The 913-nt window shown below is 36.6% G+C and carries 1 pseudogene; it reads right to left on the bottom strand.

Annotation, left to right across the window (positions count from 1 at the left end):
- Positions 1-850, bottom strand: a pseudogene (locus AC1DIT_RS28215) (IS3 family transposase); the annotation flags it as partial.
- Between the last annotated feature and the right edge of the window lie 63 nt (positions 851-913).

The following is a 913-nucleotide window of genomic DNA, read 5'->3' as shown; positions in this document are numbered from 1 at the left end:
TTTCCTCGATCTGTATGAAATAAGGTAATCCGATTTAAGTTTGTTTTCACCGTTGCGAAAGCTTGTGAAACAAGCTCGGCATCTTTCTTTTGGCCTGCGCTATGGCCTATGATTTCTCGATTAAAGAGATCGACTAATAAACATACGTAATTCCACTTTTTGTTCACACGGACGTATGTTMAATYACTTACGACTACAGCCAGCTCTTCTTGTTGGTTGAACTGACGATTGAGTTCGTTTGAAATGTTTTCTTCGTTACAGCTAACTCTCTTCGRCTTAAATTGTGCAATCGTATAGTTCGATACTAAACCTTGGTTCTGCATGATTCGCCCAATACGGCGACGTGAAATCACATATCCTACCTTTTTTAGTTCTACTTTTATCTTTCGTGTTCCATAGTTCTGACGGCTCTCTCGGAAGATTTCTTTCACGAGTGGTGACAATTCATYTMCTGTATCTTGTGCTTGTTTGGCTTCATAATAATACGTTGCTCTTGATAATTGTAGGACATTGCACATTGCTGATATTGAGTATTTATGTAGGTTATTCTTCACTACTTTTACTTTCGTCCTAGTATCAGCGCTGCTTGCTTTAAAATATCATTTTCCATAAGAAGTTGTTTGTTTTGTTTTCTCAACGCTTCCAACTCTAGTTGTTCAGCRGTCTTATTATCTTTCTCTTTAAACGAGCCAGACGTATGATTTTGATTGATCCATCGATCCAATGATGATGGTGTTAATCCATATTCCTTAATGATGTCTTTYCTTGGTTTACCATTCTGATACAGTTGAACCATTTGGTGCTTAAATTCCGCTGTAAAGGTTCTTCTTTCTCTTTTATTGTTCGTCATAGTAGATTCTCCTCAAATATATTAGTTGTAGTCTACTTGACCTTAATTTTTTTGTCTAGTTCA

The sequence above is a fragment of the Bacillus sp. 05T22 genome (genome assembly GCF_056396765.1).
Note: the sequence above shows the minus strand (reverse complement) of the source record. Positions and strands in the feature narration are given on the sequence as shown.